This is a genomic window from Arcticibacter sp. (genome assembly GCF_045629565.1).
Lineage (GTDB): Bacteria > Bacteroidota > Bacteroidia > Sphingobacteriales > Sphingobacteriaceae > Arcticibacter.
This window is the reverse complement of the sequence record NZ_JAZQRL010000053.1, coordinates 26,077-34,164: the sequence shown is the minus strand read 5'-3', so window position 1 is coordinate 34,164 and position 8,088 is coordinate 26,077. Positions and strand designations below refer to the sequence as shown.

The 8,088-nt window shown below is 47.1% G+C and carries 8 protein-coding genes; 5 read left to right on the top strand and 3 right to left on the bottom strand.

Annotated features, from left to right (window positions below):
- Positions 1–95: 95 nt before the first annotated feature.
- Entirely contained in the window at positions 96–287 is a 192-nt protein-coding gene (locus ACKI5J_RS07230; protein ID WP_106293153.1) for a cold-shock protein, read from the bottom strand.
- A 141-nt stretch (positions 288–428) separates the two neighbouring features.
- Here ACKI5J_RS07230 and ACKI5J_RS07225 point away from each other — a divergent pair, with 141 nt between their 5' ends.
- The gene (locus ACKI5J_RS07225; protein ID WP_407428001.1) at positions 429–1,064 is read left to right on the top strand and encodes an MgtC/SapB family protein; all 636 of its coding nucleotides are present in this window, start codon (positions 429–431) and stop codon (positions 1,062–1,064) included.
- On the opposite strand, the gene ACKI5J_RS07220 is transcribed toward ACKI5J_RS07225, so the two are convergent.
- A complete protein-coding gene (locus ACKI5J_RS07220) occupies positions 1,061–2,119 on the bottom strand; it encodes an SDR family NAD(P)-dependent oxidoreductase (protein ID WP_407427999.1) in 1,059 nt (352 codons plus the stop codon). The two genes, ACKI5J_RS07225 and ACKI5J_RS07220, sit on opposite strands and share 4 nt — an antisense overlap.
- A 359-nt stretch (positions 2,120–2,478) precedes the next feature.
- Between ACKI5J_RS07220 and ACKI5J_RS07215 the strand changes: the two genes are divergently transcribed.
- Positions 2,479–2,841, top strand: coding sequence for a helix-turn-helix domain-containing protein (locus tag ACKI5J_RS07215; protein WP_407427997.1), 363 nt, complete (start codon positions 2,479–2,481; stop codon positions 2,839–2,841).
- A 59-nt stretch (positions 2,842–2,900) separates the two neighbouring features.
- Here the strand turns inward: ACKI5J_RS07215 and ACKI5J_RS07210 are convergent, their stop codons facing one another.
- Entirely contained in the window at positions 2,901–3,749 is an 849-nt protein-coding gene (locus ACKI5J_RS07210; RefSeq protein ID WP_407427995.1) for an ion transporter, read from the bottom strand.
- Between the two features lie 173 nt (positions 3,750–3,922).
- Here ACKI5J_RS07210 and ACKI5J_RS07205 point away from each other — a divergent pair, with 173 nt between their 5' ends.
- The 3 genes from ACKI5J_RS07205 to ACKI5J_RS07195 all read left to right on the top strand — a co-directional run bounded on the left by ACKI5J_RS07205 (position 3,923) and on the right by ACKI5J_RS07195 (position 8,037).
- Positions 3,923–6,118: a glycoside hydrolase family 97 protein gene (locus ACKI5J_RS07205; protein WP_407427993.1), complete on the top strand. Its 2,196-nt coding sequence runs from the start codon at positions 3,923–3,925 to the stop codon at positions 6,116–6,118.
- Between the two features lie 173 nt (positions 6,119–6,291).
- Entirely contained in the window at positions 6,292–7,377 is a 1,086-nt protein-coding gene (locus ACKI5J_RS07200; protein ID WP_407427991.1) for a glycoside hydrolase family 43 protein, read from the top strand.
- A gap of 84 nt (positions 7,378–7,461) precedes the next feature.
- The gene (locus tag ACKI5J_RS07195) at positions 7,462–8,037 is read left to right on the top strand and encodes a helix-turn-helix domain-containing protein (RefSeq protein ID WP_407427989.1); all 576 of its coding nucleotides are present in this window, start codon (positions 7,462–7,464) and stop codon (positions 8,035–8,037) included.
- Positions 8,038–8,088: the final 51 nt, after the last annotated feature.

The following is an 8,088-nucleotide window of genomic DNA, read 5'->3' as shown; positions in this document are numbered from 1 at the left end:
ATTCTGGTTTGCAGAGAAAGGCAAAAAAAAAGCCCTTAAACAACAAAAGCATCCTGTGAGAGGATGCTTTTGATCAATATATAAAATGAGTTTGATTAACCGATCTTAACATTAATTGCGTTTAGGCCTTTTCTGCCCTGTTCAACGTCGTAGGTTACTGAATCATTCTCACGAATGTTATCTAACAAACCTGAAGAATGAACGAAGATTTCGCTATCGCCATTTGCTGGCACGATGAATCCAAAACCTTTTGTCTCGTTGAAAAATTTTACTGTTCCTTGTTGCATTGTAATTTTAATTAATTATCCAAATGTACATTAATTTATTGAAAGTAAGGCACTATCGGGAATTATATTTTGCGACATGACACTTCTGTGTTTATCTGAAGGAGGGCGCAAACCATGCAGACTTGCTTTTGTTTAGTCCGCATGGAATTTAATATCAACCTCTCGGACATCGTGAGTATGTGCATGTCCGTTCTTTGCGGAGGTATAATAGGCTTTGAAAGGGAATATAAAAGTAAGTCTGCCGGTTTTCGGACTATCGTATTGATTTCCCTGGGTTCGACCATATTTACGATCGTCTCCGGATATGGGACCGGCTCGGACGATCGGATCTCGGCGAATATCATCACGGGAATAGGGTTTATAGGAGCAGGCGTAATTTTCAAAGATCAGGTTTCCATCAGGGGATTGACCACGGCCGCGGTGATCTGGACTTCTGCGGCTATCGGAATGACGACCGGGATCGGCTACCACGCACTGGCCTTTCTCTTTACCCTTATTACGCTTATTATACTATTAATGGTTACTAAGGTGGAAAAGCTTATCGGCGCGCTGCAGAAGCAGAAAATTGTGAGCGTGACGTTCAATCATTCAGACCTTAACCGCATCCGCGCGTTGGAACAGTCGTTTAATAATAGTGAACTGAGTATCGAGCGGCTGGAGCTGAGCAAGGACAATGGCAGTCTGACCGTCCTGTGGCAGGTAACGGCTACCAAAAAGTCGTTCAGCGAGCTCAATGAGAGGCTCGCTGATGTGGGGGAGATAATAAGCTTCAGTTAAGGGCGGCGACGCCTTTCCTTCTTTTCCTTCTTCATCCGGGCTCTCACTCCGTCATCTACACCGCGCCCGGTAGCAACAGGTTCAAAGGCGGCGCCTGACGTGTGCGGGGCAGGTGGAGCGGTTTTGATCTGGTACCGGTGGATGATGTTTGCTGATATCCGCTCGGTAAGATCAGGAAACAGCTGATGAGAATACCAGGCACCTTTTGCTTTCCAGCCAACGGGCAATACTTTTCTTGGTCGCAGTGATGCCCGTATGACGGCATTAACCACCTTCGATGGAGGGTCCATGGCGGCCATTCGGGGTGTTCCGCCACTGTAGTTGGCGGAATGACCCCAGAATGGGGTATCGACTGCCCAGGGTTCGACTGTCACCACCCTGATTTTTTTTTGGCCGCTCAATCTCAGCTCCTGGTTTATCGCCTGGCCAAGATTGAGCACGCCGGCTTTCGTGGCGGCATAGGCGGCATGATAGGCCAGGGGATTTTCACTCTCAATAGATCCCATGTTGATCAGGGTGCCGTAGCCCTGACTTCTGAACTGGCGGATGGCCGCATGCGATCCGTAAACGAAGCCTTTCAAATTGACATCGATGATTCGTGCCTGATCGGCGACCGGGATCTCCCAAAAGCGGCCGATTGCGCCTACTCCGGCCATATTAATCCAGACATCAATTTTTCCGTACTGCTTAATCGCAGCTGCTGATAAATGTTCAACTTCCTCAGGATTAGCTATATCCGTTTTTATGACGAGTGCTGTTCCGCCGGATGTCCGAATGTTTTCCGCAATTTCCCCGAGCAGATCCTCACGTCTGGCAGCCACGACAACGTTGGCTTTGTACCTGCCTAATTGCTCTGCGACGCCGCGGCCAAAGCCGCTGGAAGCGCCGACAATCACAAAGGTTTTGCCCGTGATTTTCTTCTGTCCTGCTTGGCCAAGTTGGGATGTCGCACAGCTTGAAAGTTGAAAAAGTGAGGTAGTGAGAATGATAAACGTGATTAGCGGTTCTCGGAATAATGAAATTTGGTGTCTGATTAGGTTGTTGATTATCTGCATTTTAGTAAATTATGGTTTACAGTTGCATTTAATAACCTATTGTTAATAATCATGTTTTCAGTTAGTTAACAACACGTAGTATCAGCAGCATGAAAAAGTATTTCTACGCTTCATGCGGGCTAAGTTGTTCAGCGTGATAGGAAAATGTGCCTGTATATGCCCTATATGAAAATATCGGTATAGTAGTTGCCTTAGATATATCGGCCGGCGCAGTGAAAAGGGGTAGCCCCTTAGGGTAAACGCAAAGTGGGAACGCAGGTCTTCCTCAATCGGGAAAACGATTTCACGATTGAGGAAACGTTGCAACAAAATAAAAACGCTCAATATTAATTTACTAAAATTAACAAACTCTCAAAACTATGGAAATTCATTACGGTCAAATCCTTGAAAAAGTTGTTCGAAGAAACGGTCATTCAATCAGTGACGTCGCCAGGTTAACCAATGTTAACAGACGTTCCGTTTATAACTGGTTTAATCAGCAACAGCTCAAGGCCGACATCATCTTCAGAGTGGGTTGTGTAATTAATCACGACTTTTCCATCGAGCTCCCTCATCTGTTTACCTCTGAAGATTTCGAAAGAGGATTTAAAAGAGCATCTTTCTCGATGAGTATTGATGACTCGGCGGAAGACGAAACTCAGCATTACTGGAAAGATAAATATATCAGCTTATTGGAGCAGTATAACCAGCAGTTGGCACACCAGCTATCTGTAGCGGTTTAGTTCTACGAGCCTACAGCTGGAGGGCCTGACTTTCGATTGAAAGTCGGGCTTTTCTTTTTTTAGTCAGCTTGCTCAAGCGGCTGGGGCGCATCGGCAGAAGCGCGCTCTTTACCGCAATTGGCGCAAAACCGGGCTGTCCTGGGGTGAATGGGCCCGCGGCAGAACCTGCACTTCTCCTTAGCCTCATCGGTAGCCCTGGCCATCTCCACGGATACGATTCCGGTAGGTACCGCAATAATTCCGTATCCGATGATCATCAGGATGCTCGCCAGGAGCTGACCCACCGGGGTTTGGGGGGATATATCCCCATAGCCAACGGTTGTAATGGTGACGATAGCCCAATATATCGATACAGGGATGCTGGTGAAGCCGCTTTCATCGCCTTCAATGATATACATGAGCGTACCGATAATGGTTACCAGGGTGATCACACTCATGATGAAAACCGTGATCTTATGCATGCTCGACTTAAGCGCAGAGGTGAGTATGTTCCCTTCGTAAAGGAAGCGGCTGAGTTTTAAGATCCTGAAAACCCTGAGCAAGCGGAAAGCGCGTACCACTACCAGGTACTGTCCACCCGAAATAAATAAGGTCAGGTATGCCGGCAAGACGGCAATGAGATCAATTAAGCCGTAGAAACTGAAAACGTATCTCAGGGGCTTGGGCGAGCTGTAGATCCGCAACAGGTATTCGATAGTGAATATGGCGGTGAAGAACCACTCGGCAGTACGGATGTAGACGAGATAGTTCTGCCGGATACTGGCCACGCTTTCGAGAAAAACGGACAGGATGCTGAACAGTATCAGCCAAAGGAGGATCAGATCAAAGAGCCTTCCGGCAGGGGTGTCTGACCGGAACACCACTGTATAAATCTTTCTTCGGAGCTCTTCGTCTTTCCTTGCTTTCATATGGGAGTTAACTTCGAGTACACAACATACATCCCGGCATAATGTGTTTACAGATTGAGTAATGGCGGGAGTAATTTTTTCCTTTAGTGTATTGGATATTGTCTGAATAGATTTACTTTAGCGTTTCGGGAACGTTTCCGGTAAACTGATTTTAACGTATAAACTTATAAAGTATGAGAACATTTCTCTTTTTAGTTTGCTTATGGTTGGCTATACCTCAGATTAGCCGTGCACAGGATATGAAATCTCCCAACGGTAATTTTGCGCTTAGGTTCTCCCTTCAAGCTGACGGTACGCCCGTGTACAGCCTGAAGTATAAGGGTAAGGATGTCATCAAGCCCAGTAAACTCGGGTTCGAGCTGAAGCGTCAGGCGAGGGATGTGGCATCTGGGGGTGATATGAACCAGAAGGTTGCCAACGCGGAATCTTCGTTGCATGATAGCTTTACTCTGGTGGATTCGAAGACTTCGGCTTTCGACGAGACCTGGACACCCGTCTGGGGGGAGGTGAAAGAGATCCGCAATCATTACAACGAGATGGCGGTTACCCTGAAGCAGAAAGGCACCAACCGGCAGATGCTGATCCGTTTCAGGCTGTTTGACGACGGCCTGGGCTTCCGCTATGAGTTCCCTCACCAGAAGGAACTGACATACTTTGTGATAAAGGAAGAAAAAACGCAGTTTGCGATGACAGGAGATCATACGGCATTCTGGATTCCAGGGGATTACGATACTCAGGAATACGATTTTACTACATCAAGGCTTTCTGAAATCAGGGGACTGATGTCCAAAGCTATTACCGATAACGTGTCTCAGGCATCATTTTCGCCGACCGGGGTGCAGACATCGCTGATGATGAAGACAGACCAGGGTATCTATATTAATCTGCACGAAGCTGCCCTGATCAATTATGCGTGTATGCATCTTAATCTGGACGACAAGAATATGGTGTTTGAGTCATGGCTGACCCCTGATGTGAAGGGCGACAAGGGATACATCCAGGCACCTTTCAGTACGCCATGGAGAACGGTGATCGTGAGTGACGATGCCCGTGATATCCTGGCTTCAAAGATGACCTACAACCTGAACGAGCCTTGCAATATCGAGGATACTTCATGGATCAAGCCGACCAAATATGTAGGTGTATGGTGGGAGATGATCACCGGCAAGAGCTCGTGGGCTTATACGGATGAATATCCTTCCGTACAGCTGGGTATTACCGACTATACGAAAGCAAAACCGAATGGCAAGCACGGTGCTACTACCGAGAATGTGAAGAAACATATTGACTTCGCGGCGGAACACGGTTTTGATGCGGTACTGGTGGAAGGCTGGAACGAGGGATGGGAAGACTGGTTCGGTAATTCCAAAGATTTTGTTTTCGATTTCGTGACTCCTTATCCGGATTTCCATGTTAAGGAGATCAGGGATTACGCCAAATCGAAAAAGGTAAAGATGATTATGCACCATGAGACATCTAGCTCCGTACGTAATTACGAGCGGCACATGGACAAGGCCTATCAGTTTATGAAAGACAATGGGTATGATGCCGTGAAGAGCGGTTATGTGGGAAATATCTTGCCGAGAGGGGAGAATCATTACAGCCAGTGGATTGTCAATCACTACCAGTATGCGCTGGAAAAAGCGGCGGAGTATAAGATTATGATCAATGCGCATGAGGCTGTGCGCCCGACAGGAATCGCGAGAACGTATCCGAACCTGATCGGGAATGAGTCTGCCCGCGGTACGGAGTATCAGGCATTCGGAGGCTCAAAGCCCAACCACGTAACGCTTCTGCCTTTTACCAGGCAGCTGGGCGGTCCGATGGATTATACTCCGGGGATTTTTGAAATGGACATCAGTAAGTTGAACCCGGACAATAAGTCGCATGTAAACAGCACGATTGCCAATCAGCTGGCGCTTTATGTGACGATGTACAGTCCGCTTCAGATGGCTGCTGATCTGCCGGAACATTATATGAGGTTTCCGGATGCGTTTCAATTTATTAAGGATGTAGCTGTCGACTGGGATGATAGCCAATACCTGGAAGCTGAGCCGGGGCACTATATTACGGTGGCGCGTAAGGCGAAGAACACCGGAAAGTGGTTTGTGGGGAGTGTGGGCGGAAACGAGCCGAGAACATCGAAGATAGATTTCCGGTTTTTAGAAGCAGGTAAAACATATATCGCCACACTCTATACTGATGCGAAGGATGCGCATTATAAAACAAACCCTCAGGCGTATACGATCCGCAAGGTGGTGGTCAACAGTAAATCTAAACTTTCGCAGTTTGTTGCTGCGGGTGGTGGATATGCGATCAGTTTGGAGGAGGCGGGCAAGGCCCGGGCGAAGGGACTGGAGAAACTTTAGTGAAAGTTGCCCCCAGGCTTTAAAACGGTTTATTTAGGAGAGCGGTTCCACTTCGGTGGGCCGCTTTCTTTGTTTGAGCCACAAATGTTATACAATCTGAAACATTCTTGTTAGCTTAATGATGCGCCGAACCCTAGATTTGCTCTTGTATACTAACCTGTAATACTTCATTTATGAAAAGAATGTTATTCGTACTGTTTGTGGTATCCTGTCTGGGATCGTATAGTGCCCGCGCGCAACAGGGCCCTGCTGCCGGAGTAAAGTCGACCTACGCTAATCCGCTCTCCATTGCGTTTGGCGACCCGTTTGTAATGAAAGACGGAGATATGTATTTTATGTATGGTACGGGTGGTGGTGCCAAGGACGGTTTCGCCGTGTATTCATCTCCTGATCTGAAGAACTGGAAGGATGAAGGCCAGGTATACTTTGGCAATAATAAGAACGGGTGGGGAACTGGAGCCTACTGGGCCCCCGAAGTTTATAAGCGGAACGGTAAGTATTACATGTTCTACAGTGCGCAGTGGAGGCATAATCCTACTCATGAGGAAGAGAACTTTAAGATCGGTGTAGCAGTTGCGGATAAGCCGACAGGCCCGTTCGTAGACATGCGGAATGAGCCCATATTTGATCCCGGATACCCGATCATTGATGCGAATGTATGGTTTGAGAACGGCAAAACGTATCTGTATTATTCGAGATGCTGCTACAAGCATCCGGTAGAGAGCGAGGTGGCTGACTGGGCGCGGAAAAAAGGCTGGTATAAGGAGATTGAGGAGAGCTGGGTATATGGCGTGGAAATGAAGAATGACTTTAGCGGCGTGATCGGAGAACCGGTTCTGCTGCTGCGCCCTCCCGTAAAAATGGATATTGCGGAATGGGAAAGCAGGTCGGTGACTTCCAGAGAAGTCAACCGTCGCTGGACCGAAGGATCGTTCATCTTCAAGAATAAGGATACGTACTATATGATGTATTCGGCCAATAACTTTGACGGTCAGAACTACGCTGTTGGTTATGCGACATCGAAGTCGCCTTTGGGACCCTTCGTTAAGGCTGCCAATAATCCGGTGCTACAGAAGAACGGAAGGGTTACCGGTACCGGTCATAACAGTATGACCTTGTCACCTGACGGCAAAGACCTGTTATGTGTATATCACGGAAGAACAGACGCCACCGGGCATGAGAGACTTGTATTTATTGATAAAATGGAGGTTGGAAAAGACGGAAAGCTGGTGGTTTATGGACCGACAACGGCAAAGTGAAGGATGATGTGGAATTAAGTGCCTACCTTAGTACTGTTTTCATATCCACTTATCCTATTAATCTTGAAGCTCTACATTAAACATATGGTTTGCATACGCTGCAAGATGGTGGTTAAGCAAGAGCTGAGAAAACTCGGGCTGCATTTTGTCGTGGTGAACCTGGGCGAAGTGGAGCTGATGGAGAATATCACCGCTACTCAGAAGCAGCGCTTTAAAAGTGCCATCGGCAGGTTCGGACTGGAGTTGATGGACGATAAAAAGAGTATTTTAATTGAGAAAATTAAAAACGTGGTGGTTGAACTGGTCCATTATACCGACGACTCTTTAAAAACCAATTTTTCCACTCATCTGAGCGAGAAGCTGGAGTACGATTATACTTATCTCGCGAATCTTTTTTCGGAGGTGGAGGGTATCACCATCGAACATTTTGTTATTATCCATAAAATAGAACGGGTGAAAGAGCTGCTGGTATATGACGAACTCTCCCTCAAGGAGATCTCTTACAAGCTGCATTATAGCAGTGTGGCGCATCTTTCCAATCAGTTCAAAAAAATAACAGGCCTGACGCCTTCGCATTTCAGGAAGCTGAAAAATTACCGGAGGGCGGGGCTGGTGGACTTAACTTCCGGGGCCGAAAGCGAAGGTGATCCGGATTCATGACGGGGTCGGTATGTGAAAGATATAAATTATAGCATGAATTGTATAACTGTT

Excerpts from the sequence above, each read along its gene's own strand:
- ACKI5J_RS07230 (WP_106293153.1), bottom strand. The coding sequence starts at position 287 with ATGCAACAAGGAACAGTAAAATTTTTCAACGAGACAAAAGGTTTTGGA.
- ACKI5J_RS07225 (WP_407428001.1), top strand. The coding sequence starts at position 429 with ATGGAATTTAATATCAACCTCTCGGACATCGTGAGTATGTGCATGTCC.
- ACKI5J_RS07220 (WP_407427999.1), bottom strand. The coding sequence starts at position 2,119 with ATGCAGATAATCAACAACCTAATCAGACACCAAATTTCATTATTCCGA.
- ACKI5J_RS07215 (WP_407427997.1), top strand. The coding sequence starts at position 2,479 with ATGGAAATTCATTACGGTCAAATCCTTGAAAAAGTTGTTCGAAGAAAC.
- ACKI5J_RS07210 (WP_407427995.1), bottom strand. The coding sequence starts at position 3,749 with ATGAAAGCAAGGAAAGACGAAGAGCTCCGAAGAAAGATTTATACAGTG.
- ACKI5J_RS07205 (WP_407427993.1), top strand. The coding sequence starts at position 3,923 with ATGAGAACATTTCTCTTTTTAGTTTGCTTATGGTTGGCTATACCTCAG.
- ACKI5J_RS07200 (WP_407427991.1), top strand. The coding sequence starts at position 6,292 with ATGAAAAGAATGTTATTCGTACTGTTTGTGGTATCCTGTCTGGGATCG.
- ACKI5J_RS07195 (WP_407427989.1), top strand. The coding sequence starts at position 7,462 with ATGGTTTGCATACGCTGCAAGATGGTGGTTAAGCAAGAGCTGAGAAAA.